Origin of the sequence: Agrobacterium salinitolerans, from assembly GCF_002008225.1 — a bacterium.
GTDB lineage: Bacteria > Pseudomonadota > Alphaproteobacteria > Rhizobiales > Rhizobiaceae > Agrobacterium > Agrobacterium salinitolerans.
In genome coordinates this window covers 99181-123098 of the sequence record NZ_MRDH01000002.1, presented here as the reverse complement: position 1 = coordinate 123098, position 23918 = coordinate 99181, and the positions used below count along the sequence as shown (strand labels likewise).

25 protein-coding genes are annotated in these 23918 nt (G+C 60.6%); 9 read left to right on the top strand and 16 right to left on the bottom strand.

The features are described 5' to 3' along the window. Positions 1 to 46: 46 nt before the first annotated feature. Both BS627_RS00750 and BS627_RS00745 read right to left on the bottom strand, forming a co-directional pair. A complete protein-coding gene (locus BS627_RS00750; RefSeq protein WP_077981414.1) occupies positions 47 to 250 on the bottom strand; it encodes a DUF1059 domain-containing protein in 204 nt (67 codons plus the stop codon). A gap of 287 nt (positions 251 to 537) precedes the next feature. Continuing rightward, the gene (locus BS627_RS00745) at positions 538 to 888 is read right to left on the bottom strand and encodes a flagellar export protein FliJ (RefSeq protein WP_003491821.1); all 351 of its coding nucleotides are present in this window, start codon (positions 886 to 888) and stop codon (positions 538 to 540) included. 480 nt (positions 889 to 1368) lie between these two features. Here BS627_RS00745 and ctrA point away from each other — a divergent pair, with 480 nt between their 5' ends. Together ctrA and BS627_RS00735 are read left to right on the top strand one after the other, a co-directional pair. Beyond that, complete coding sequence (gene ctrA, locus BS627_RS00740) at positions 1369 to 2073, top strand: response regulator transcription factor CtrA (protein WP_003491823.1); 705 nt, start codon at positions 1369 to 1371, stop codon at positions 2071 to 2073. Positions 2074 to 2277: 204 nt separating this feature from the next. After that, entirely contained in the window at positions 2278 to 2793 is a 516-nt protein-coding gene (locus BS627_RS00735; RefSeq protein ID WP_077981413.1) for a GNAT family N-acetyltransferase, read from the top strand. A 139-nt stretch (positions 2794 to 2932) separates the two neighbouring features. Here the strand turns inward: BS627_RS00735 and BS627_RS00730 are convergent, their stop codons facing one another. The 4 genes from BS627_RS00730 to chpT form a co-directional block, all read right to left on the bottom strand. After that, complete coding sequence (locus tag BS627_RS00730; protein ID WP_077981605.1) at positions 2933 to 3271, bottom strand: DUF6616 family protein; 339 nt, start codon at positions 3269 to 3271, stop codon at positions 2933 to 2935. Positions 3272 to 3294: 23 nt separating this feature from the next. Then, on the bottom strand, positions 3295 to 3846 hold the full coding sequence (locus BS627_RS00725; RefSeq protein WP_244634955.1) for a MarR family winged helix-turn-helix transcriptional regulator: 552 nt from the start codon (positions 3844 to 3846) through the stop codon (positions 3295 to 3297). A gap of 70 nt (positions 3847 to 3916) precedes the next feature. After that, complete coding sequence (locus BS627_RS00720; RefSeq protein ID WP_077981412.1) at positions 3917 to 4444, bottom strand: GNAT family N-acetyltransferase; 528 nt, start codon at positions 4442 to 4444, stop codon at positions 3917 to 3919. A gap of 86 nt (positions 4445 to 4530) precedes the next feature. Then, positions 4531 to 5178: a histidine phosphotransferase ChpT gene (gene chpT / locus BS627_RS00715; protein ID WP_077981411.1), complete on the bottom strand. Its 648-nt coding sequence runs from the start codon at positions 5176 to 5178 to the stop codon at positions 4531 to 4533. 248 nt (positions 5179 to 5426) lie between these two features. On the opposite strand from chpT, the gene BS627_RS00710 reads away from it, so the two are divergent. Further along, positions 5427 to 6023: a DUF1134 domain-containing protein gene (locus BS627_RS00710; protein ID WP_165691085.1), complete on the top strand. Its 597-nt coding sequence runs from the start codon at positions 5427 to 5429 to the stop codon at positions 6021 to 6023. A 271-nt stretch (positions 6024 to 6294) separates the two neighbouring features. Further along, positions 6295 to 7521 carry a coiled-coil domain-containing protein gene (locus BS627_RS00705; protein ID WP_077981410.1) on the top strand — a complete coding sequence of 409 codons (1227 nt, stop codon included), beginning with the start codon at positions 6295 to 6297 and terminating at the stop codon, positions 7519 to 7521. Between the two features lie 236 nt (positions 7522 to 7757). Here the strand turns inward: BS627_RS00705 and BS627_RS00700 are convergent, their stop codons facing one another. Together BS627_RS00700 and BS627_RS00695 are read right to left on the bottom strand one after the other, a co-directional pair. Beyond that, entirely contained in the window at positions 7758 to 8612 is an 855-nt protein-coding gene (locus BS627_RS00700) for a TrmH family RNA methyltransferase (protein WP_089153199.1), read from the bottom strand. After that, the gene (locus tag BS627_RS00695; protein ID WP_077981409.1) at positions 8602 to 8994 is read right to left on the bottom strand and encodes a hypothetical protein; all 393 of its coding nucleotides are present in this window, start codon (positions 8992 to 8994) and stop codon (positions 8602 to 8604) included. Before BS627_RS00695 ends, BS627_RS00700 begins: the two co-directional genes overlap by 11 nt. 38 nt (positions 8995 to 9032) lie before the next feature. Here BS627_RS00695 and BS627_RS00690 point away from each other — a divergent pair, with 38 nt between their 5' ends. From BS627_RS00690 to rpoH, 3 genes are all read left to right on the top strand, one after another. After that, positions 9033 to 10055: an RluA family pseudouridine synthase gene (locus BS627_RS00690; protein ID WP_077981408.1), complete on the top strand. Its 1023-nt coding sequence runs from the start codon at positions 9033 to 9035 to the stop codon at positions 10053 to 10055. Positions 10056 to 10326: 271 nt separating this feature from the next. Continuing rightward, the gene (locus tag BS627_RS00685; protein WP_077981407.1) at positions 10327 to 11151 is read left to right on the top strand and encodes a class I SAM-dependent methyltransferase; all 825 of its coding nucleotides are present in this window, start codon (positions 10327 to 10329) and stop codon (positions 11149 to 11151) included. 167 nt (positions 11152 to 11318) lie between these two features. Then, positions 11319 to 12221, top strand: a complete 903-nt coding sequence (gene rpoH / locus BS627_RS00680; RefSeq protein WP_003522581.1) for an RNA polymerase sigma factor RpoH — start codon at positions 11319 to 11321, stop codon at positions 12219 to 12221. A gap of 426 nt (positions 12222 to 12647) precedes the next feature. Here the strand turns inward: rpoH and BS627_RS00675 are convergent, their stop codons facing one another. Then, the gene (locus BS627_RS00675; protein ID WP_165691084.1) at positions 12648 to 14954 is read right to left on the bottom strand and encodes a hypothetical protein; all 2307 of its coding nucleotides are present in this window, start codon (positions 14952 to 14954) and stop codon (positions 12648 to 12650) included. A gap of 70 nt (positions 14955 to 15024) precedes the next feature. Continuing rightward, positions 15025 to 16323 (bottom strand): adenylosuccinate synthase, encoded by a 1299-nt coding sequence (locus BS627_RS00670; protein ID WP_077981405.1) that lies wholly within the window; start codon positions 16321 to 16323, stop codon positions 15025 to 15027. 240 nt (positions 16324 to 16563) lie between these two features. Between BS627_RS00670 and BS627_RS00665 the strand changes: the two genes are divergently transcribed. Continuing rightward, on the top strand, positions 16564 to 17451 hold the full coding sequence (locus BS627_RS00665; protein WP_162520557.1) for a DMT family transporter: 888 nt from the start codon (positions 16564 to 16566) through the stop codon (positions 17449 to 17451). A 91-nt stretch (positions 17452 to 17542) separates the two neighbouring features. On the opposite strand, the gene BS627_RS00660 is transcribed toward BS627_RS00665, so the two are convergent. After that, the gene (locus tag BS627_RS00660; protein WP_077981403.1) at positions 17543 to 18076 is read right to left on the bottom strand and encodes a transglutaminase-like cysteine peptidase; all 534 of its coding nucleotides are present in this window, start codon (positions 18074 to 18076) and stop codon (positions 17543 to 17545) included. Between the two features lie 675 nt (positions 18077 to 18751). Here BS627_RS00660 and BS627_RS00650 point away from each other — a divergent pair. Beyond that, on the top strand, positions 18752 to 19336 hold the full coding sequence (locus tag BS627_RS00650; protein WP_077981401.1) for a transglycosylase SLT domain-containing protein: 585 nt from the start codon (positions 18752 to 18754) through the stop codon (positions 19334 to 19336). A gap of 151 nt (positions 19337 to 19487) precedes the next feature. Here the strand turns inward: BS627_RS00650 and BS627_RS00645 are convergent, their stop codons facing one another. From BS627_RS00645 to BS627_RS00625, 5 genes are all read right to left on the bottom strand, one after another. Further along, a complete protein-coding gene (locus BS627_RS00645) occupies positions 19488 to 20102 on the bottom strand; it encodes an alpha/beta hydrolase (protein ID WP_077981400.1) in 615 nt (204 codons plus the stop codon). A gap of 240 nt (positions 20103 to 20342) precedes the next feature. Further along, the gene (locus BS627_RS00640) at positions 20343 to 21287 is read right to left on the bottom strand and encodes a VOC family protein (RefSeq protein WP_077981399.1); all 945 of its coding nucleotides are present in this window, start codon (positions 21285 to 21287) and stop codon (positions 20343 to 20345) included. A 164-nt stretch (positions 21288 to 21451) separates the two neighbouring features. Further along, positions 21452 to 22528 (bottom strand): siderophore-interacting protein, encoded by a 1077-nt coding sequence (locus tag BS627_RS00635; RefSeq protein WP_077981398.1) that lies wholly within the window; start codon positions 22526 to 22528, stop codon positions 21452 to 21454. Between the two features lie 71 nt (positions 22529 to 22599). Further along, positions 22600 to 23313: a uracil-DNA glycosylase gene (gene ung, locus BS627_RS00630; RefSeq protein WP_077981601.1), complete on the bottom strand. Its 714-nt coding sequence runs from the start codon at positions 23311 to 23313 to the stop codon at positions 22600 to 22602. Positions 23314 to 23331: 18 nt separating this feature from the next. Next, a complete protein-coding gene (locus tag BS627_RS00625; protein WP_077981600.1) occupies positions 23332 to 23727 on the bottom strand; it encodes a VOC family protein in 396 nt (131 codons plus the stop codon). Positions 23728 to 23918: the final 191 nt, after the last annotated feature.

Below are 23918 nucleotides of genomic sequence, written 5' to 3'. Positions count from 1 at the left end.
ATCCCTCAACAACCGTTCCAGATATCGCGTTATTCATAAAAGGACGTCACGCCACCTTCAGCGGCGGTGTTCCCGCATGCATGCTGTGACGGACTTCCTCGCGAAATTCAGGCGTATCCTTTGCGCCATGCACAGCCACGGCATGTTGCACGGCCGCTTCCATAAGCTCCTCCGGAGAATCGGCGGAGATGGCAACGGTGCATCTGCTGTCACTGGGGAATTCGCGGCAATCTATATATTGGCGGGCCATTTTTTCCTCCCTGCAAGTGCCGCCCGCACCCGCACGGGGCGCGTGCGCGTAAAAGCCTCCGGCTCACGGTCGGAACCTCCGTAAAATACGCCTTTCCCCAGGTCGGGACAATCGAAATCAGGCCCGACCGTCCCGGCGGAAAACACCGGCGACGCGGCAAAACAAAAGGCCGCCCTGAACGAGCGGCCTTTCGAAAAAATGCATGGCGTCCCGTCATTGAAAGCCGCCTCCTGATCCACCGGCAGCCGTCAATGAGGACGATCCTCGTAACTTCCTGCGCCTATAGGTCAGGCGCGGGCGCGGATGGCTCCGTCGCGGTTTTCGAGGGCAGCGGCCTTTTCATATTCGGCCTGCACCTCTTCCAGCGAAGCTTCGGCGGCTTCCTGTTGGGCCTTCAGCTCACGGATCGAGACCTGAAGATTATCCGCCCGCTGGCGCGCGGCCTTGGCGAAGGTCGGATAGGCGAAATGCGTCGGATCGGTAATGCCCGACTTGCTTTCTTCCAGAGATATCTGATGCACCAGTTCCTTTGCCATCCGCTCGAACTCGGACATCATCTGCTGCAGCTGGTTAAGCTGCCGGCGTTTTTCATTGACCTGAAATTCCTTCAGGCGAACCAGGCTGTCACGCGACTTCATACGCAATACTCCATGGATAGCGAGACCCGGATCAAAAAGGCACTATGCCACCCTGATCGGCCCGTTTAACCCGCCCGTTTTTCCGCAAGGGTTGCCCCCTGTCCCGGAATGATTCCCAAAAGTTACCCGGCGTTAATAAAAAACCGCCGCCGTTAACCTTTCGTTTACGGGCATCGTTAATGATAAACACGATCATTTAAGGGTCGGTAAATGCCAGGTCCAAAAAAATGGACCCGACGATGTAAGAGTCGATTGAATCACTTAACGGGATTTCCTCACGTTAAGCTTCAATTTTGGCGATGGTGGATTCACGTGCAAAAACAGCGAAATGCCTACTTTGCTTAATAAATTCGATACACCTTGCCAAAGGCAATTAGAATTTGTTAACCATTTGGTGGCAGCCTGCAAATCAGGCAACGTCTGGATCCGCATCGCGCGAGGCAATGATTTACCGGTTCGCGGGCGGCAAAGGGGATAATTATGCGGGTTCTACTTATTGAAGACGACAGCGCGACAGCGCAGAGCATTGAACTGATGCTTAAGTCGGAAAGCTTTAACGTTTACACGACCGACCTCGGTGAGGAAGGCGTGGATCTGGGCAAGCTCTACGACTACGACATTATTCTTCTCGACCTCAACCTGCCCGACATGTCGGGTTACGAGGTTCTGAGAACGCTTCGCCTCTCCAAGGTCAAGACGCCGATCCTCATCCTGTCCGGCATGGCCGGCATCGAGGACAAGGTGCGCGGCCTGGGCTTCGGCGCAGACGACTACATGACGAAGCCGTTCCACAAGGATGAGCTTGTTGCCCGCATTCACGCCATCGTCCGCCGTTCCAAGGGCCATGCGCAGTCGGTCATCTCCACCGGCGAACTCATCGTCAATCTCGATGCCAAGACGGTTGAAGTGGGTGGCCAGCGCGTTCACCTGACCGGCAAGGAATATCAGATGCTCGAGCTGCTTTCGCTGCGCAAGGGCACGACGCTGACCAAGGAAATGTTCCTGAACCACCTTTATGGCGGCATGGACGAGCCGGAACTGAAGATCATCGACGTCTTCATCTGCAAGCTGCGCAAGAAGCTCGCAAACGCCGCCGGCGGCGCAAACTACATCGAAACCGTCTGGGGCCGCGGCTATGTTCTGCGCGAGCCAGATGGCGCGACGGAATTCCTCGAAACCGCCTGATCCATTCCGGGACAGGGCAGTTTTTAAAAGACCCGCTGGAAACGGCGGGTTTTTTGTTGTGATTTGAAGGTCGCAGGTAACGGTGTCATTGGCATATTACGACACACGATCATATTCCGGCGCATGGATACTCCCTCTTTCCTGTGCTTGTACAGGAATGAGGGAAGAAGAGCTGGGCTATGCGCCGCAAAAGGATGATGGCGCATGAACCACCCTATCCCCATCCTCAGGACCGAACGCCTGACGCTGCGCCCGCTGATGATCACAGATTTTCCGGCCTATCGGGATTTCATGATGTCATTGCGCTCTATCGGTGTGGGCGGGCCTTACGACCTGCCCTCGACATGGGGTGTGTTCTGCCACGATCAGGCCAACTGGTACTTTTTCGGCCATGGCGCACTAATGATCGAGCTTGACGCAACGGGACAATGTGTCGGCCAGGTCGGCATCAATCACGGTCCGCTGTTTCCGGAAAAGGAACTGGGCTGGCTGCTTTACGAAGGCCATGAAGGATACGGCTATGCGGCGGAAGCCGCCTCGGCGCTGCGCGACTGGGCCTTCAAGACCCTGAACCTGCCTTCGCTTGTCAGCTACGTCTCGCCGCACAATCGGAAATCTGCAGCCGTTGCCGAGCGAATCGGCGGCATGCTCGATCCGAAAGCGCCCCGTTCAGATCCCGAAGACCTCGTTTATCGGCACCATTCGGCAAACGCCGTTTGAAAGAGGAACACCTCAGGATCATCCCGGTCACGACGGGTCCCGAAACATATGGCAACGCTTAGCAGACCTCGAACGTGTTCACAGTCGTTCTCGATCGCGATCGAGACCGCCACGGCGGCAGCCTCGATCAGGCGGCGGATCAGACCGCTGCAAGCTGCTGGAGATGGTTTGCCATGCCGGCACCCTCCCCGCCCGCATTCACCGTGTCGAAATAGTCATGCCATCCGCTGTCAGCGATTGCCTCCACCAGAAGAGAAAGGGCCTGCCGGTCACGGCAACGCCACAGCGCAAAGAATTCATGGGGGGATGCGTGGCCCAGCGAGGTATCGACCGCGCCCGTTGTGATCACCTCGATACCCGCCTGAGAAAGCGCGCTCATGCCCGCGCCGATCCGGGCAAAAAAAGCTGCCCGCGCCTCGCCGCTCAAGGCCTTCCAGCTTGGTTTGGCCGAATAAAGTTCAGCGAGAAAATAAGACATGTCATCAGTCTCCATATTTGGAATCAATTGTCGGGAAGGCGGGCCGAAACAGTGGCCGCGCCCGTCTTTGTCCGCACCTTCACAAGAAGCTTGCTCAACAAACAGCGCTCGCTTTGGTCGAGACCGGAAAGCAGCGAGGATATCCATTCGGCATGTTCAACAAACAATGTCTCCACCAGCGTCTTGCCGCTGACAGTCAGGGAGACCAGAAGCTTGCGGCGGTCGTCATAAGCGGGTCGGCGCGTCACGAGCCCATCCTTCTCCAGCCCGTCAAGCAGGCCGGTAATGGTGGCGCGCGTGACGCCGGAAGCGTCGGCAAGTTCATGCGGCGAAAGGCCCTCCGCCCTGTCTCGCAAGAGTACAAGAAGCAGAAATTTCCCTTCCGACAGACGGTGCGGCGAGAGCCGCGCGGCGCAATCCCGGTCAATAGCCGCAGCAAGCGACAGAAGCTCGAAACAAAGCCTGATCCCGCCGGGCTCTGCGGTGATTTCGTTTGTTAGGGGCCTTCCCGGTTCAGAAACGCCCGATTGCAATGTGCGCGCCAACAGCGCTTCATATTTCTTTTCCAGCATCATAAGCCGGCATATAGTATGCCGCCTTACTATCCGTCAACCCTTTTATTCCTTGGCCCCTGCCCCCGCAGATTTATGTTCCCATAAGTCTTTCGAAAAGCCGCACCGGGCTTTCCCGGAACGTCGTCTCCCGGAAAGGACGGAAGCCGAAGCGGGCGGCGATTGCGAGAGAGGGCGTATTCAGCGGATCGATCATGCAGACGACACGGCTCGATATGCCCGCGGTGTCAAACCAGCCGAGCGCGGCTTGCACGGCCTCGCTGGCCGCGCCTTTGCCTGTCAAATCCCTGTCGATCTTCCACATGGCCTCCGGAGCGGTGTCGAAATCCGCGCCATGTCCACGGCGCATATGGGCAAGACCGACCTCGCCGACGATTCGTCCCGTGGCAGCCTCCTCAACCACGAAGGGGCCGAAGCCGAAGACGGACCAGTGACCGATGAAGCGCAGGAGCCGCGCAAAGGCGAGTTCGGGATCGAGCGGCGCGATTGAGCTCACCCCTGGTATCGGACGAACATCCGCGCCCCAGAAGGAGCAATAAAGTGCTTCGTCCTCAATGGCGTGAGGCCGCAGCACAAGACGCGCGGTTTCGACACGGATCATGAGACCTTCTCCTCGGAAAAGAAAAAGGCCGGGCGCAGGCTAAAGCCGCACCCAACCCTGGTGGCATCCTTGTCGCATTGAAACGATCACGCCGTAATCGTCTTGGCGGTAAACACGATGCGGTCGTCATGCACCTTGTATTCCACCGCCATATTGGCCTCCTCGGCCAGAAGCAGCGTGTAGTAGGGCTGCACGGAATGGGCGTCGACCGCCTCTTCCAGCCTGCCCTCGTAAATTTCCACGAACTTGGCCGGCACCCGCATCATCCGGCCCTTGACGGTGATTTCGAACCTGGCGTCGCCGTCGGGGTTTTCCAGCAGCACGTCCACATTGCCGCCGCGCGGAATGGAGCCGTAAGCGACGAGGAAGAGGTTGAGCAGAAGTTTGACACGATTCTTCGCAACGATGGCGCGCGGGCCGTTCCAGCTCACTTCCGCCTTCTTTTCGGCGGCAGCGAAATCCTGGGCGGCTTTTTCGGCCTCACCGGTGTCGATGGAGGCGCCGGCCGAACCGGAAGCGCCGAAAGCAAGGCGGGCGAACTTGAGCCGCACGGATGCGTTAAGGGCTGACGTGCGGATGAGATCGAGCGCATCGTCATCCGTGCCGCCCTCGTCCAACAGTTCGAGGCCGTTATTGATGGCGCCGACAGGAGAAATCACATCATGGCACACACGGCTGCACAGAAGAGCCGCCAGATCGGGACCGGACAGCGTGATATTGAGTTTGCTGGTCATAAAATTCTCTCCTGCGCAAGGGAGGCGCGGACGGTGTGGAAATTGTTAAGCCATAATGACACCATATTTGGTAAACCGATTGTTAATAGGATGGTTTCAAAATGCCAAATGGCTTAACAGGCCACACTGGAGCCATGTGTATCCGCAAGGATGCGCGAAATATGCTGTAGAATTTTTTCTGCACGCCAGTCCTCAAGAAAGCCGATTCGGATTTCGGGCTGGTGCGCTAACGAAACAGACGGACGGACATGACGATGCGCCTTACGAAAACCCGCACCATTGCACGCCTGGAACTGGGAAAGATTGTCGCGCTCCTTGCGAGCCTCCTGTTATGGGCCGCACCGGCCGCAGCCCAGAACAGCGATCAATATTCTTTCCAGGAAGTCATTGATGCGGGCCACGGATTCTTCGGTGAAACCACCGGCGGCCTTGCCAAGGTGGTGGAGCGCGCCTTCCAGCAATACGGTCTTCCGAACGGTTACATTCTCGGCCAGGAAGGCTCCGGCGCCTTCGTCGCGGGCCTCACCTATGGCGAAGGTACGCTTTACACCAAGAACGCCGGCCAGCACCCCGTCTTCTGGCAGGGCCCCTCCCTCGGCCTCGATTACGGCGGCCAGGGAACCCGCGCCATGATGCTGGTCTACAACCTGCCTTCGGTCGATGCGCTTTACCGCCGTTACGGTGGTGTGAGCGGCTCCGCTTTCATCGTCGCCGGCGTCGGCATGACCTATCTGAAGAGCAGCGACGTCACGCTTGCCCCCATCCGCACCGGCATCGGCGCGCGCCTCGGCATCAATGTCGGTTACCTGAAGCTCACCCAGCAGCCGACCTGGAACCCCTTCTGATGATATGAGGGGCCTGCAGGTTTCTTCTCCCCAAGGGGGAGAAGGTGGCCCGAAGGGCCGGATGAGGGGGCAACGTTGCCGTATCTCATAACCCTTGCCCCCTCATCCCGCTGCCGCGGATTTCTCCCGGCAGGGGGAAGAAACAAGTGGCAACGTCCCGCCCGCTAACTGCCTAGGGGAGCCCCCTCCCCACGGTTGCAATAATAGCGTAACGTGCTTTCGCGCCCTCTTTCCGAATGCGCGCGTATCTGAGTTTCGGAGACTGTCCCGCGTGATCGAATATGCCATTCTTTTCGGATTGGGTTTTCTCACCGCAACCCTGCTGGCCCTGTTGATCGCACCCGCGATCCACCGCCGCATCGTCGCCTATACGGAAAATCGCATACGCGCGACGATGCCCATCAGCCCGCAGGAAGTTCGCGCCCAGAAGGACATGGCGCGTGCGCTTTACGCCGCAGAAAACGCCAAGATCCGCCAGGAGCTGGATACGGAACGGGAAAAAAACACCTCCCTGCGCCTCGCCAACGAGGCCGCCTCCAGCGATGCCTACCGCCTTGGCGAGCAGAACCGCGGTTTCTCCCTGAAAATCGAGGAGCTGACGCTGGAAATCGGCGAACTGCGCGCGGCCCTCGATGCCGCCGAAGAACACGCCGGTGCCCTACAGGCGAACCTCGCGCAACAGGAGCAGGCCGCCAACGAGCGCGCCGGCCAGATGTCCGATCTCACCGCCCGCCTCACCCATCTGACGCGCGAGCTGGATGATTCGAAAATCCTCGCCGCCACCCGCGATCTGGAAGCCGAACAGGCCAAGCAGAGCGCCACGCGTTTCCGCAAGGAGGGCGAGACCGCCACCCGCGAATTGCAGGATGTGGCGGCCCGCAACAAGGAGGCGATGACGGCGGTTGCGCGCGAAAGCCGCAAGGTCACACGGCTCGAGGAGCAGGTCGCGACCGTCATGGCGAAAAACGCCGATCTCGACACGATGCTGACACTGCGCAACCAGGAAGTCGCCCGGCTTAAGGAACAGCTTGCGGCAACCGGCGGCCGCAGCAACGACATGATCATCCGTCTGCCGAACCCCGCCGTCTCGGACGACAAAACGGTCAACCCATCGCAACCGACGGCCCCTGCCCCAGCCGCCGCGCTTGAACCCGCACCCGCCGCCGAAGAGGCGATACCGGCTGCCGCCGCAGAGGAACCAGCCCCCCCGGTATCGACCGAGCCAGCGGCGTCGCAAGGCCTGGAGCAGGAAATCGAGGATATCCGTAATCAGGGCGCCGCGCTCACCGAACGCCTGCTGAATGTGCGCGGCGCCGGCAATGACGAACCCATCCGCCGCGAAATCGCAAGGATCGCCGCCGAGATGATCGCGCTCACCGCCGCGCAGGAGGGTGAGGCCTCGCCTATTCCGGGGTTGCTGGCCAAGGCCTCCGGTTCGTCAGGGCGGGAGAGCCTTGCGACGCGGGCGAAGGTGGTGATGGAGAAGCGGGAACGCTAGGTTCGCCGAGGGTCTGGTTTACCTCAACGTTGAGTGTGCGGCTCACCCCCCCTCTGCCCTGCCGGGCATCTCCCCCTCAAGGGGGGAGATCGGCAGGAGGCGCGACCACCGCTTCATTCGCAAACGTTGAGAGGGGCGAGGCCTCACCACGAGTCGATCTCCCCCTTGAGGGGGAGATGTCCGGCAGGACAGAGGGGGGTGAGCCGCATACGCCGAAGTGCTAAAGCGGCTCTGATCTACACCCGCCCCATCACCCCCGCCATCTGATAAAGCGCCAGCCCCGAAGCCGTCCCCGCATTCAGGCTATCCAGCTGCGGCGACTGCGCAATCCGCGCGGTATGAAACCGCGAGAGCACCGATTGCGGCAACCCCTCGCCTTCTGTGCCGATCACCAGCGCCATGCGCTGTGATCGGGGAATATCGCGTATCTCCGTCTCGCCATTCGGAGACAGGCTCCAGATAGCAAACCCCGCCTCGGAAAGCCGCTCCAGCATGTCCACCGCCCCACCACCGCGATGATAGGGAACCGACAGCACCGAGCCCACGGAAACCCTGAGCGCCTTGCGATAAAGCGGGTCGCAACACGTCTCGTCCAGCAGCACCGCATCGGCGTAAAAGGCCGCCGCATTGCGGAACATCGCGCCGAGATTATCGTGGTTGGAAATGCCGCAGCCGACAAGCACCAGGGAAGATGCGGGAAGTGCCGCCGTCATTTCTTCCAGTCCGCGATCCTGAACCCGCCGCCCGAGCGCCAGAATGCCGCGATGCAGGTGAAAACCGGCGATGCCGTCCAGCACCGGCGCTTCCGCCACATAGACCGGCACATCCGGCGGGAAATCCGCAAGGATATCCGCAACGCCGGAAAGGCGGTTGCGCAGGATCAGGATGCTCTCGGCTGCAAAGGCACCGCCCGCTTTATGGGCGGCGGCCAGCATGCGCAGCACCACCGTGCCTTCCGCAATGAACCGACCTTGACGGCCGGTGAGATCACGCTCGCGAATATCGCGAAACGCGGCGATGCGCGGATCGGCGGGATCCTCGACCGGGATCAGCGGTCGCCCCTCCAGCAGGTTATTGGCCTCACTGGCCATCGACCGTCACATCGGCGAGGAACCGGCCGGTCGCAACATTGAAGACCAGCGCCTTGCGGGTGCCATTGGAAAGCCGGCCATAAAACAGCATGTCGCCGCCGGAATAGCTGACGTTGTCGATCGTGAAGCCCTGCGGCAGGCTGGCGGTGACCGCCATCGGGCCACTGCCGGTGGGAACGGCAAGGATTGGCGCTTCCGCCTGTGTCTGAACCGCCTTCGACGGCCCCATCGCCTTGTAGACAACCGCACCGAAGACAGCCATAAGGCTGATAAACATCACGGAGCCCGACACGATCTGCAAACGGATCATCTTGCGGCGAACTTTTTCCATGGCCGGATCAAGCGGCTTGTCTTCCTGTTCGTCTTGCTCGATCTGCGTCATCGGGTTCCCTGAAATGCTGATGGATCGGAAAAATAAGAATGAACGACCCCTTTAAACAAGGCGGAGACGCAAGGAAAGTCCTGATTGCCGGGGAAGATGCCGAAGGCCGCCTCGATTCATGGCTGGCAGGCGAGGTGGGCGGCGACTTCTCCCGCAGCCGCCTGAAGGCGCTGATCGAACAGGGCGCGGTTTCCCTCAACGGCCAGCCGGTGACGGAGCCGAAGAAGAAGGTGCATCCCGGCGACCGTATCGAAATCATCATGCCCGAGCCGGAAGACCCGGAACCCAAGGGCGAGGACATTCCGCTCGACGTGGAATATGAGGATGAAGACCTGATCGTGCTGGTCAAACCGGCCGGTCTCGTTGTGCATCCGGGCGCAGGCAACTGGACCGGCACGCTGGTGAACGCCCTTATCCACCATTGCGGCGACAGCCTGTCCGGCATTGGCGGCGTCAGGCGGCCGGGCATCGTGCACCGGCTGGACAAGGAAACCTCCGGTGTCATGGTCGTGGCGAAGAACGACAATGCCCACCGTCACCTCGCCGCACAATTTGCCGATCATGGCCGCACCGGGCCGCTGGAGCGCGCCTACAAGGCCGTCGTCTGGGGCCGCCCGCGAACCCTGCGCGGCACCATCGACGCAGCACTCGGCCGCAGCGCCGACCGTACCAAACGCGCCGTCAAACACGAGGATGCCGACGATGCCCGCGAGGCGATCACCCATTACGAGGTGATGGAACGCTACCATGAGCGGCCGGACGCCACCTGCCTCGCCTCGATGGTGGAATGCCGTCTGGAAACCGGCCGCACCCACCAGATCCGCGTGCACATGGCCCATATCGGCCATCCGCTGATCGGCGATCCCGAATATGGCGCGGCCTTCCGCACCAAGGCGAACCTTCTCGAAGAACCGGCCAAAAGCACCGTCCGCGGCTTTCCGCGCCAGGCTCTGCATGCCTATCTGCTCGCTTTCGAACATCCGCGCACCGGCGAGGTGATGGAATTCGAAACCGACCTGCCCGACGACATGGAAGCGCTGACCGCCGCATTGCGTGGCTGAAAACCTGCATGGCACGGTCAAAAAACCGCGCCATGCATTTCGCCGGAAGCCCCGGATAATAAAAAAAGATTAGCGGATAGCGATATTCCGCAGTCGGTCCTTTTTATAGACCGCCCCAATTTCGCTTCAATCGTCACACCTCCTCGGCCCCGCAACGCCTGAAATCGCGGCCATTAAACCGTGACGATTTCAAGCCTGCCAAATAAAGCGCAAAGACGCCATTCGTTCGATCCGCCCCGAACGGAACCGGCATGATGACGGGATCTATCGCATGAATATCGAAGACCGCCGGTTTATATTTCAGGAGTTGCGCAGCGTCGAAGGTTATATCGACCCGCCCGATGCGCTCGTCTTCAAAGCGCTGTTGCAGGCCCAGACGAAAAGCGGCCTCCATGGCGGCCTGGCGGAAATCGGCGTTTATTACGGCCGATCCTATTTTCTGCTGCGCAAATTCGCGCAGCCGCAGGAAAAGGTTCTGGGCGTCGACTTGTTCGATCTCGACCCGCCGGAAGACGGCAGCCTCGACCAATATGAGCGCCTTATGGAAAACGGTCGCCGGCTGGACTTTCCAATGGACGAGAACCTCATCATCAAGGGCGACAGCACCCGGCTGGCGCCCGCCGATATCACCTCCCGCATCGGCCCCGCCCGCTTCTTCAGCATTGATGGCGGCCACACCCTGCACCATGTGCTGGCCGATGCGAAACTGGCCATGGAGGTGATCGCACCGCATGGCGTCATCGTCTTCGACGACACTTTCAACCCCGCCTGGCCGGAAGTGACGGTGGGCGTCGCCGATTTTCTGCGCACCCATGGCCATAGCCTCGTCTGCTTCGGCATGACGAAATACAAGACCTATGTCTGTCACCGGGAATTTCACGCCACCTATGCTGCTGCCATCGCCGCCGATCACGATCTGCAGGCGCTTTCCCATGTCGAAACGCAGTTCCTCGGCTCGAAGGTGGTGCGCCTGCACAATCCCATGCGCAGACGGGTGATGTATGAACTGATGGTGCGCTCCGGCCTTGGTGGCTTCTCGGAACGAATCTACCGTTCGAAAGTTAAACAGATCAAGGAAGGTGTGACTGGAATATAACGTATGTGTGAACGCAGCGTTCGCTTGAAACGCGGCGGGCGCGTACATATTTGTCACATGGGTTCGTGCGGGGTCGGTAACGACCCGCAGCTTACGGTGTGCCTCGGGCGGGTGATTTGCCACGCCAAAGAGGGTGCCGTTCCAGACCATAGATAAGGGGGTGCTTTATGGCCCGCAATAGTTTGCCTACGATTACAGCCGGCGAAGCCGGTCTCAATAGATATCTCGACGAAATCCGTAAATTTCCGATGCTGGAGCCGCAGGAAGAGTACATGCTTGGCAAGCGTTATGCCGAGCATGGCGACCGCGACGCCGCGCATAAACTCGTCACCAGCCATCTGCGTCTCGTCGCCAAGATCGCCATGGGTTACCGCGGTTACGGCCTGCCAATCGGCGAAGTCGTCTCCGAAGGCAATGTCGGCCTGATGCAGGCGGTGAAGAAGTTCGATCCGGAGCGCGGTTTCCGTCTGGCCACCTACGCCATGTGGTGGATCAAGGCCTCGATCCAGGAATATATCCTGCGCTCCTGGTCGCTGGTGAAGATGGGCACGACCGCCAACCAGAAGCGTCTGTTCTTCAACCTGCGCCGGCTGAAAGGCCGCATCCAGGCAATCGACGATGGCGATCTGAAGCCGGAGCACGTCAAGGAAATCGCGACGAAGCTTCAGGTGTCGGAAGAAGAAGTCATCTCGATGAACCGCCGCCTGCATGGCGACGCCTCGCTGAATGCGCCGATCAAGGCCTCCGAAGGCGAGTCCGGCCAATGGCAGGACTGGCTGGTGGACGACCATGACAGCCAGGAAGACGTGCTGATCGAACAGGACGAGCTGGAAACCCGCCGCCGCATGCTGGCGAAAGCCATGGGCGTGCTGAACGACCGCGAACGCCGCATCTTCGAAGCCCGCCGGCTTGCCGAAGACCCGGTGACGCTGGAGGAACTCTCTTCCGAGTTCGACATCAGCCGCGAACGCGTGCGCCAGATCGAGGTTCGCGCCTTCGAGAAGGTGCAGGAAGCGGTGCAGAAGGAAGCGCTGGAAGCTGCGCGCGCCTTGCGCGTGGTGGATGCGTAAGGCGACACGCGCCGACGCCAATGCGCTGACCATGAATCATCCTCGGCCTTCGGCCGGGGATTTTTTGTTTGTAAAAGGCGGGCGGGGAAATGCTCTGTCTCTGAGACCCGTGATTGTTCTGGAGGAAAAGCGGTAGGGAAAATATCCGCATTTCGGAGTATGCCGCTTACCCCCTCTGCCCTGTCGGCATCTCCCCCACAAGGAGGGAGATCGGCAAGACGCTCTACCGCCGCTTCATCCTTGACCGTTGAGTTGGCCGCGACCTCGCGGCATATCGATCTCCCCACCTGTGGGGGAGATGCCCGGCAGGGCAGAGGGGGGCAAGCCACACCCACCAGCACCAACTAACCCACCCATCACCCGCCAACGCAAAAACGCCGCCGCAGCCATATAACGAAAAGGGCGGCCTGAGCCGCCCTTAAATCATTACTGACCGGTCGCCGGCGTTGCCGCCGCCCATTCGCTGAGCGCCTTGTCGAAGGCGGCGATGCCGTCATTGCCCTTTTGCAGGGTCAGCAGCGCACGCCGGCCATTGCGATAGGAAACCGGAATGTCGATCCAGTTGCGGCTCTTCAGAAGCTCCAGATTGGTCTTCATCGCATCCGGGAAATCGTTGAGCGCAATCATGTGGAAATCGTCGGTGATCTTGGCCGGAACCGCAATCAGGGCGTTGCCGCGATCCTGCTCGGTGCTCTTCATCGCGATGCGCTGGACGCTGTCGATAGCGCCGCCTTCGAAGCCGGGCGATACCGAGAAGACGATCTCGATCAGATGGCTGGCCGGCAGCGACGGGTCGGTATTGCGCTTGAAGGTGATCAGTGCGCTGAGGCCACGGCCGGGAACGTTGATCTGACCCTGCACGGTGGGCGAAGGTTTGCCATCGCCGTCATTTTCCTGCTGCAGCGACCAGGAAACGCTGCCCTGAATGGCGGTCGGCACCGTCTGACCCAGCACTTCCTCATAAAGGAACATGCGGTCGCCGGCGGCGGCGGCGGGCTGCTGCGCCGGCGTGCCGGCAGGCGTTCCGGCTGGCGCACCGGCATTATTGGCCGGAGCCTCGCCCGCAGCCGGCGGCGCGACATTCTGCTCATAGACCGACTGGCCTTCGGCGGTAACGGGCTGGCCGTTCGCGCCCGGCGCAGGTCCCTCGTCACGCTCTGTGCCGTCGGCCAGAAGCCGCTGGGTGAACTTGGTGCCGGTGACGGAGCCGTCATCGCCATGGGCCGGCGTCTGTTGGTTGGTCGGGGACGTCGACTGCTGCCCCGTGGCGGGCGGCTGCTGGGTCGCCGGCGGTGTCGAGGTCTGCGCCTCACCCGTCCCATTCGAAGCCGTCTCGCTTGAGCCGCCGTTCTGTGCGGAGCTGACCAGCCCGCCGACCATATCGTTCAGCGCATCGCGGTTCATCCACACGGCATAACCGCCGCCGGCTAGCAGCGCCACGCCGGCAAGGGCAAGCACCACCGACGCATAATTGCGGCGCGGCTTCTTCTTGACCATATAGGCGGGCGTCGCGGCGGCAGCGCCCACACCATTCGGGTCGCCCGGAGCCTGACTGGTGGAGGACGACGCGCCGTCATAACCGATCAACTCGTCCAGATCGTCCCAGGGCGTGCGTTCCTTATTGTCCTTTGCCGCTGCCTGATCGCCGAAGAGATCGTTATCGGCGCGCGGCAGCGCTGGCGCGTCCTTCGGCGGAATGGCGATATCCGCATCCTGGAAATAGGACGAAAAATCCTCGACCACGGCTGCCTTTTTCGGGGCCTGCTCTTCCGTCTGGCGATGTTCGTCGAAATCGTGCCGGCCACCAAAGGCGGGCGCGTGCTCCACGGCGGCGGGGCCGAAATGGTCGTCCGCCTCGCGACGCTCATGCTCGTCGTAAGGGGCCGGCTCGAAGCTTACCTCCGGTTCCTGGTAATGCTGAGCGGCATAACCGGCAACGAGCGGACCTTCGTCGGTCTCGTTACGAACCTCTTCATATTCCTCTCCGGCCGGACGCACATCGTCGTCCTGCGCGTCCTCGAGCTTGCGCCAGTCGTCCTCATCCACCGGCTGCGCCCAATGGGACGGAACGGAATCATCAGCAGGAGCGGACGCCGTTTCAGGCTCCACATAGTCATCCTGCGGCTGGTGAGCCGGCTCTTCTTCCGTACGGACGAAATAGGTGCCGACGGCTTCGTCGGAGCCGTGTGCCGGAGCGTGAGCGGCATGAGCCGTTTCCGGCGCATCATAAAGCTCTTCCGGCTCGCGGCCGCCGTGATGCGGCTCCTCATCGGCAGCGGTGTCAGCGTGCCGGGGCTCTTCCTCTTCGACCGCTTCTTCGTAAACCGGCTCGGATTGCGCGGGTTCAGCGGCTGCCGGTTCTTCGTAGACCGGCTCGTGCCGCGCCTCTTCCCGGTCTGCATCCTCCGCCGGCTCGGCGGCGCGGGCGTCGTCTTCGTCGACGGAATCCTGCTGGTAATAGGACGCCGCCGTCTCTTCCGCAGCGGGAGAGACAGCGTCATCTTCCTCCAGCGCCGGAAGCGCCTCTGCATATTCGCTGTCCACCTCGGCAATTGCGGCGTCCAGCTTGGCGATCTGCCGGCGCAACAATTCTTCCGGCGGACGTGGCTTCATATTCTCGAGCTGGCGCACAACAGCACTGCGCGCCTTGTCGTAAACCTTCGCCCGGTTTTCGGGAGTATTGTTCGCCAAGCCATCCACGGCCTTGCGAATGACTGCTACAAAATCCGCCATAAGCACTTTCTCGTCGTGACCGGCGACGTACCGGCCCGATATGGTTTATGAATCTAGATCGCCGAGGACATTAATCCTCAAACGGATCAGTCACAAGTATGGTGTCGTCACGCTCCGGACTTGTCGACAGAAGCGCGACAGGCGCCCCGATCAATTCCTCGACCTGACGGACATATTTGATTGCCTGAGCAGGCAAATCCGCCCATTTTCGGGCACCGACGGTAGATTCCTTCCAGCCTTCCAGTGTGACGTAGATCGGCTCGACCCGCGCCTGCGCGCCCTGGCTTGCCGGAAGATGATCGATTTCCTGCCCGTCCAGCTTGTAACCGACGCAGATTTTCAGCTCGTCGAGACCGTCGAGAACATCGAGCTTGGTGAGCGCGATGCCGGTAATACCGTTGGTGGCGACCGACTGGCGCACCAGTGCGGCATCGAACCAGCCGCAGCGGCGCTTGCGGCCGGTGACGGTGCCGAATTCATGACCCTTTTCGCCCAGGAACTGGCCGATCTCGTCGTTCAGCTCGGTCGGGAACGGACCTTCGCCAACACGGGTGGTGTAGGCCTTGGTGATGCCGAGAATGTAACCCAGGGAACCCGGACCCATGCCCGAACCGGCAGCGGCCTGACCGGCAACCGTGTTGGAAGAGGTCACGTAAGGATAGGTGCCGTGGTCGATATCGAGCAGCGACCCTTGAGCGCCTTCGAACAGAATGCGCGCACCGGCGCGGCGCTTCTTGTCGAGCAGCAGCCACACGGTTTCGCTGAACGGCAGGATGCGTTCGGCAATCGAGCCCAGTTCTTCCATGATCGTCTCATGCGCCACTTCAGCCGCGCCGAAACCGCGACGAAGCGCATTGTGATGCGTGAGGATGCGGTCGACCTTGGCGGAAAGCGCCTCCATGTCGGCGAGATCCATGACGCGGATGGCGCGGCGGCCGACCTTGTCTTCATAGGCCGGGCCGATGCCGCGGCGTGTGGTGCCGATCTTGGTGCCGCTGTTGGAGGCCGCGTCTTCGCGCATGCCGTCCAGTTCGCGATGCAGCGAAAGAATGAGCGTGGCATTGTCGGCAATGCGCAGGTTTTCCGGCGTGACCTTGACGCCCTGTGCTTCCAGACGGCCGATTTCGGCAATCAGGGCATGCGGATCGACCACGACGCCATTGCCGATGACGGCAAGCTTGCCGGGACGCACGACGCCGGACGGCAGGAGCGAAAGCTTGTAGCTGATGCCATCGATGACAAGCGTATGGCCGGCATTATGGCCGCCCTGATACCGCACGACGACATCTGCCCGCTCGGACAGCCAGTCGACAATCTTGCCTTTGCCTTCGTCGCCCCATTGCGAGCCGACCACCACAACATTCGTCATTTCTTGCTTTCCTGCTCATGGCGCTTGCACGCCCGATAACCCGATGGGAAACCCAAACCCGCGAATGTATACTGCGTTGTTTTACGGAAAGCGACCCTGTTTCTTATGGAGAATTTTGCTTTTTCCGTGACAAGACGCGGATTTCCCGCATTATCTCGCCCCGTGGGGGCCAAGCGCGGGCGCAAGGCCGCCATCCACCCCTCTCCGTTTTCCCACCCATTGAAGAAGCGAAACATCAGCGTGCCTTCGAAAGCCTATATCGCCCTCATCATCGCCACGCTCTGCTGGGGCGGCAACACCGTTGCCGGAAAGCTGGCCGTCGGCCACATCAGCCCCATGGCCTTCACCTTCCTGCGCTGGGTCTTCGCCGTCGCCATCATCTTCGCCATTTCCGTGCCGCAACTCATCAAGGACTGGCCGGTGGTGAAACAGCGCCTGCCCTATTTCTTCGTGCTCGGCAGTGTCGGTTATACCGCCTTTAACGTGTTTCTCTACACGGCCCTGCAACACACCTCGGCCATCAATGCCGCCGTCATCCAGGCCGGCATTCCCATGGTCATCTTCGTCCTGAACTTCATACTGTTCCGCACCCGCGTGCTGTTCGGCCAGATCGCCGGCTTCTGCCTCACCATCGCCGGTGTGGCGCTGCTCGCCTCGCATGGCGATCCGGTTTCGCTGCTGCAACTGGAAATGAATGTCGGCGACGCCGTCATGCTGCTCGCCGTGCTTGTTTATGCGATCTACACCGTCATTCTGCGCTGGAAACCGGCCGTCGACTGGCGCACGCTGATGGCCATCCCCGCCTTCTTCGCGCTCCTCACCTCGGTGCCGCTGGTCTTCTGGGAAATCTCCCGCAACAGCGTCGTCTGGCCGGATCAGAAGGGTTGGGTGCTGGTGGTCTATGCCGGCATTTTTGCCTCACTCGTCGCGCAGATCCTGTACATCAAGGGCGTGGAACAGATCGGCGCCAACCGCGCCGGCCTCTTCATCAACCTTGTGCCTGTCTTCGGCACGCTGCTGTCCGTCTTCGTGCTCAGCGAAACGCTGCACACGTATCAGATAGCCGCACTCATCATGGCGCTGGCGGGCATTGCCGTCGCGGAACGAAAAAAATCGCCGGCTTCCTGAACCAACAGGGTCAGGAAAACCGGCGCAGTCTGGCAGGCATGAAAGAATGGAGCATCGGATCGCAAACTGTTTCCGATGCTCGAACCAGAGGTCAAAGCGCGGTTTCGCGCTCTGCCGGAGAAAAGACGGCATTGCCAAGGACGATATCGCCCTTGTCGGTGGTAACGATCAGCACTTTTTCGAGCGATCCGTCATTGTTCAGCGAAAAGGCGAGGCGCAGCGCGCTGGAGGACCAGCCGGCGCCGGCAAGGGCCGTGCGCTTGATGGCGGCGCAATCACCGCAATCGCCAAGGCTCAAAGACGGCGTTGCCGGAACATCGGTTGCAAAACCGGAGACATAATCGTCGAGCGCGCCCATTGTGGCGTTCACGTCGCGGTTGACGCGCAGCAGTTCCTCACGGCGCTCGACCGTCAGCGGCGCAGCGATGGCAGAGACGCACTGGCCGGCTGAAAGAACGCAGCCGTCGAAACCATCAGGCGCGGAAACACCGATCTGCGTCACGGCGGACTTCTCGACGGCGGCGAAACCGCGGGCAAAACCGGCAGCGCCAGCAGCGTCGGCATGGTTGGACATGGAAGCAACGGCAATCCCGCAGATGGCGGCAGCAATAATCTTCTTCAGCATTTCATACCCCGTTTGCGATCCGCCGGCTTGTGCCGGTCTCGATTTCTGTTTTGTGGAGCGCCTCTTGCAAGGGCCGCTCTCCGTCTGTGATCCCACAATGGCACAGCACTGTTTTCAGGCGCTTTAAGCCGATTGCTACAATTTTATCGGTTTTGATTTTTGGGACACCGAGCACATTTTCAGACATGCGTCGATGCCGTCGCCGCGACAGTCGCGGCAACGTGGCGGGAGAGAAAGGGCCGCATCGCTGCGGGGCATGGATTGGTATTGGAGGGTTTGCAGACGATGCGGCCCGGCTCCGATATTTTAACCTGTAACGCACCCGCCAAACCGGTTCCTGTTTGGAAGGAGGTCACATGCCGGCCGCCTCAACCGTGACATTGGGAAACTCCCCAGTCTCGGCCGCCTGCCCCGCCCATCTCGCGCCGCGCGCACGTTTGATGACCGGTATGGAGACAAGCCTACCGCGCAGGTAGACACCGGGGATGCACGGGGAAGAAAAAAGTCGAAAGATGACAGGAAGCGACGATGCGCGGCTGGTTTTGCCCCATCCCCGCCACAGGAATTTTCAGCGGGTTAACGGCCGCGCGATGTCAGGCATTTGAATTAACCTTGTCTTAAAACCCGACGTTAATGGTTAGCAATTTAAGAATAACGGAACGAAAGGGTTCCGTTATGCGTGGCGTATCTGCCGTTGTTTTTCTGATGCTCGTCCTGGCCGGCTGCGCCACCGCACCGTCGCAGGTCACCAATGCCTGTGCGATTTTCGAGCAGCGGAACGGCATCTTCAACAACTGGCGGCGTGATGCCAAGGCGGCCGAGCGCGAATTCGGCGTGCCCGTGCCGGTCATGATGGCGACGATCTACACCGAATCCGCCTTCCGCCCCTATGCACGGCCGCCGCGCACCAAACTCTTGGGCTTCATTCCCTGGAAACGCCAGTCGAGCGCCTATGGTTATGCACAGGCGCTGGACGGCACATGGAGCGTTTACCAGCGCGAAACCGGCCGCTGGTCGGCAAGCCGCACCGATTTCACCGATGCGATCCATTTCGTCGGCTGGTACCACGCCAAGAGCCGACGCGAAAACGGCATTGCGCTGAACGACCCCTATAATCTCTACCTCGCTTATTATTCCGGCCATGCCGGTTATGCGAAGGGCAGCTGGCGCAACAATTCCGCGGTCCAAAAGGCCGCCCGCCGCTCCGCCAACATGGCGATGCGTTACGAGGCGCAGTTGCAGCAATGCGGATATCGCTGAGGCGAGACTGGACAAGTTCACTTGAGAACAAGGGACGGAGTAGCAACCTCCTCCGTCATCCTCGGGTCAAGCCCGAGGATGACGTTTTGTCGGGAGCGGCATGGTGCCGGAATGGTCGCGCCAGACGGAGAACGCCTGTGCAGCCACACGCCTATTCCCCATAAGCCGCCAGAAAACCCCTGACCGCATCGATCTCGCCGGCGCGGATTTCATGCCCGCCCGGATGCCATACGGTTTCCACCGTGCCGCCCTGTGCCTTGAGGCTCTGTTCCAGCGCCTTCGTCAGCGGCACCGGGCAGATTGGATCGCGCTCGCCGGCCGTAATCAGCACCCGGCGCGAGGCCTTGGCGGGAGAAATCTTCGGCTCGAACGGGATGAGCGGATGCATCAGCACCGCCGCATCGAAAAGTCCGGGTTCTTCGATCAGCACATTGGCGAGAATATTCGCACCATTGGAAAAACCGAGGCCGATGACCGGACCCGCCTGGTAATGCTCCCGGTTCGCCTTGATGAAATCCGCCATCTTGACGGTCGCCCGTTGAAGGTCGGCCATGTCGTAGACGCCCTCTCCCGTGCGCCGGAAAAACCGCGCCGCACCGTGTTCGGAGACATCGCCGACGGGTGAGAGAATGGTCGCCTCAGGCAGCAGGCGCGAGCCGAAATCGAAGAACTGGTTTTCATCGCCGCCGGTGCCGTGCAGCAAAACGAACAGCGGTGCACCGGCAACGCCGGCGCGGGATTTGTGGAAATAGCTGTCCCTGGTCATGGGAGAATCCTTTCTGGAAGGAAGAAGGTTCAACGATACACGCGGCTTCTTCAGCCAAGCGGAGCAATCATGGGGAGCGAGCGGGTGGCGCCCGTTTCTTCTCCCCGCCGGGGAGAAGTCCGCGGCAGCGGGATGAGGGGGCAAGGGCGGTGAGATACGGCATCAGTGCCCCCTCATCCGACCCTTCGGGCCACCTTCTCCCCGGCGGGGAGAAGAAACGGGCGGCCAAGTCCCTGACAATCAAACCGTCTTTTCATCCCCAAGCGGTTCCAGCTGCTCTTCCAGCACGGAGCGCAGATGCGCGTGCTGGGTCGGCAGTTTCAGCGCCTCGCCGAGATGGGCGGTGTCCTCGTCGCGGTCGAAACCAGGTTCGTTGGTGGCCACTTCGAACAGCACACCGCCCGGCGTGCGGAAATAGATCGCCCAGAAATAATCGCGGTCGATCACCGGCGTCACCTGATAACCGGTATCCATCAGCGCCTTGCGCACCTCCAGCTGCTTTTCACGGTTTTCGACCGCAAAGGCGATGTGGTGCACAGACCCCGCACCCAGCCGCGCGCCAGAAATATTCGGCATGGTCTCGATGTCGATGAAGTCGGCGCCGTTGCCGCCGGGAATGCCGAGGCGCAGTACGCCATCCTGACGATCCACTTCCTGATAGCCCATGAATTTCAAAAGCTCGGCCGTCGTACCTTCATCGCGAAGGCGCAGCGACGCACCCTGAAAACCATGGATCGCCTGATCCGCGCCGACACCGTTGCCGATCCATTGCGCACGGTTGTCGTCCCTGACCTCGACCAGCGCGAAACCGTCTCCATCGGGACCTGCGAAATGCAGGCGCTTGTTGCCGAAGGCTTCATCACCCTTCAGGCCGTCCACGCCAGCCTTCGAAAGACGATCCTGCCAGTAGCCGAGCGATCCTTCCGGGACGGAAAACAGCGTCGTGCCCACCTCACCGGTGCCGGGACGGCCACGGGCGATGTGCGGGAACGGAAAGTAGGTCATGACCGAGCCGGGCGTGCCGACCTCATCGCCATAATAGAGATGATAGACGTCAGGCGCGTCGAAATTGACCGTCTTCTTCACCCGGCGCAGGCCGAGCGTATCGGTGAAAAAATTGTTGTTCTGGCGCGCGCTCGCCGCCATGGACGTGACGTGGTGCAGGCCCTTGATTTGGTTGAGCATGATAAACCCCTTTTGCCTGGCGGGCCTCACGGTTGGGGCCTGCCCTGTTCATGGGGTAAAGATGGGGTAAGAGCGCTCTTGCGCATAGAGTGGGCAACGGGAACGGATTGTTCCCGAATGATGAACGATAAATTCGACTGTTCAACGAGCCCGATAAGGCAGCCTCAATGGTCGTCGGCAGCGCCCAAAGTCCAGTAACCGACGGCGCGCAGCGATGCTTTCGGGAAAGCTATCTCGTCGGTGAGGAAGGATTTTGCCGCCCTCGCCTCGGATTTTTCGCAGGCGACAAAGACATGCAGACCGTCATGATCCGCGCTCCAGCCATGGTCGCGCAGCGCCTTTTCGATGAGGCCGGCGGTGCCGGCGGGCTTGCCGCGGCGATAAAGCCATGTCCACTCGACATCGGCCGCGCAGACGATCTCCTGCCGCTCGGCTTCGTCATCGATTTCGGCGTAGACGCTGAGCTTTTTCCCGGCCGGCATTTCGGCCGCCATGCGCAGCATCACCGGCAACGCCGTCTCGTCACCGGCAAAGACATAACGCTCGGCTTCCGGGCAAACACCGCTCGGGCCGATGATGCCGAGAACATCGCCGGGCTTCGCCGTCGCGCCGAAGGTCGCGCCCGGCATGTTCTCACCCTCATGCATGACGAAATCGATATCGACTTCACCGCGCGCGATATCCCCGGAACGAATGGTGTAGACACGCCGTGTGAGAAGATCGTCGCCCGCCGGCCAGACGATCGCCCCGGTGGGCGCAAGATAAGGCCAGACCGGCGCACGGGCCTGATCCGGCACCAGAAGCAGGCGCACATGCATGCCGCCGGTCAGCAGCCTTTCGATGCCGCTTTCGACGGAAACCACCAGCCGGCGCATATGCGGCGTCAGATTATAGGCGCGGGCAACCTTGCCGACGAAAAGATTGGGCAGTTCACGCTGCTCGGCGCCATGGCCGCTCCAGCGGAAATCCAGCCCCGTCTGGCCGGAGAATTCGACGATATGCTCGGCCACCATCGCCTTTACCGACATCAATATATGTTCGGAAATGCAGCTGACCCTTGCGGCGAAACGGCCGCTCTCGGCGCTGAAGCTGCCATGGCCATATTCGGTCTTGAACCGCACCGTCGCACCTTCGCGTTCCATCTCCATATGCTCGGAAAAATGATCCTCGAAAGCATCGACGATCGACAGCGGATCGGACAGCGAGACGGAGGTTTCGGCAGACAGGAGAGACACGGGCATAATCCTTCACTTCATAGTCCGGTTATCTTTAATCCCGACAACCGCGAAGCGTAAAGGTATTTTATGAGTGTCTAGAGAAGGTTTTTGTCGCTTCCCACCGTTTCCGGCAATTGCCAGTCGATCGGCTGGCGGCCATGGGACACGAGAAAGGCGTTTGCCTTGGAAAAATGGCCATTGCCGAAAAAGCCGTTATGGGCCGAAAGCGGAGACGGATGCGGCGAACGCAGCACGAGGTGCTTGCGCTGGTCCACGAAGGCCGCCTTCTTCTGGGCATAGGAGCCCCAGAGCAGAAAGACGACAGGGTCGCACTCGTCGTTGACGGCGCGGATGACGGCGTCGGTGAATTTTTCCCAGCCCTGCCCCTGATGCGAGGCGGCGCGGGACTCTTCCACCGTCAGCACACTGTTGAGCAAAAGCACGCCCTGTTTCGCCCAGCTTTCCAGAAAGCCGTGACCGACCGGGCGAATGCCGAGGTCGCTCTGCAATTCCTTGTAGATATTGACGAGCGAGGGCGGAATGCGCACGCCGGGCTGGACGGAAAAGCACAGCCCATGCGCTTGGCCGAACCCGTGATAGGGGTCCTGGCCTAAAATGACGACCTTGACCTCATCGAGAGGCGTGAGATCCAGCGCCCGGAAATAGTCCGCGCCCTTCGGGAAGATGCGCTTGCCGGCGGTCTTTTCGGCAAGCAGGAACTCCTTCAGCTTGAGCATATAGGGGCTGGCGAATTCACCGGAAAGAACGCGCTTCCAGCTATCCTCGAGTTTCACGCCTGCCTCCGCCATGCCTGTCTCCATTCGAGCTTATTTGAACCGGTTGCCGCGTTGCAGCACTTCGATCTTGTAACCGTCCGGATCGCAGATGAAAAAGTATTTCGCGAAGGGCTGGCCCTTATAATCGGCTTCGATGATCTTGCCCGGAGAAAGCCCCATGTCGATGAAACGTTGGTGTTCGGCGTCCACATCGGCAACGCTGACGGCAAGGTGGCCGTAACCGTCGCCCAGCGCATAGGGCACTTCGCGGCCGCGATTGACGGTCAGTTCCAGCTCGAAATCACCCTCTGCATTGCTGAGATAGATCAACGTGAAATTCTCGAACTCGGCGCGTTCCGCGATCTCAAGGTCGAAAGCCTGCCTGTAAAATTCCACCGAACGCTTTTCGTCCAGCACCCGGACCATCGAGTGGATCAGCTTGGCCATGGTGTTTTCCTTCTTCTTCCTGTTGACGGCCCGGTTATGCTCCGTGCATCGCGGCCCAAGGGAATAAGGATTGAGCGTCACGCTTTCAACCCTAAAGGCGGTCTGCGACAGGACCTAGCGGCCAGATCACGGCAAATGTGATAGCGGAAACCCCTGATTTTTTGTGGTGTGGCCGGGGCATGCGGCAACGG